Source organism: Fibrella forsythiae (genome assembly GCF_017353175.1).
Classification (GTDB): domain Bacteria; phylum Bacteroidota; class Bacteroidia; order Cytophagales; family Spirosomataceae; genus Fibrella; species Fibrella forsythiae.
On record NZ_JAFMYW010000063.1, the window covers coordinates 1 to 712 of the forward strand.

A 712-nucleotide genomic window follows, 5' to 3' on the forward strand; every position below is an offset into this window, starting at 1 on the left:
TTTTGCCACTTTTGGCGTGCGGCTGATCGGCCCCCGCCCCCAGAACCTGACGGCGCGTGGGGCGACGGTGGGCAACGCCTCGGGGCGAGCTATCCAGCTCAACTGGTCGCCCTACAACTGTAGTCCGGTGGGCGGCAGTGATCAGGCTCCCGCTCAGATGCAAATCTTTCGAAAAGAAGGCTGCGGGGGTACCATCCCGCCCTGCACTACCGGCGCTCCGGCGGGTTACACGCGCATCGGGCTAGTTCCACTGGGTACGTCCACCTTCACCGATACAACGGGCCTGCGTCGGGGCGTCTCGTACAGCTACCGCATCGTGGCCCAATACCCCCTGCCCGTGGGTGGCGAAAGCGTAGCCTCCACCGAAATATGCCTGGCCTTGCCACTACTGGCCCCCGTGCTCACCAACGTGACCGTCGATAGTACGGGCCCGGCTACGGGCGTGGGTCGGGGGGTGATCACCGTGCGCTGGACACGCCCCCTGGGGCTGAATCCCGCCGACGGGGGCGGGCCCTTCCAGTACCGGCTGTTCCGCTCGCCGGGACTGACGGGCACGACCTTCACCCAGATCACAGCCATCACCACCAGCCTGCAAGCCGTGGCCGACACCGTCTTTGCGGACCGTGGGCTGGATACCCAGGGGCAGGGCTACACCTACCGGCTGGAGTTCTACGTCACCAACGCGTCGGGCCAACTGGTGCGTCAGGATGCC

1 pseudogene is annotated in these 712 nt (G+C 66.4%); it reads left to right on the plus strand.

The features are described 5' to 3' along the window. Positions 1–712 (plus strand): annotated as a pseudogene (locus tag J2I46_RS32650) (gliding motility-associated C-terminal domain-containing protein); the annotation flags it as partial.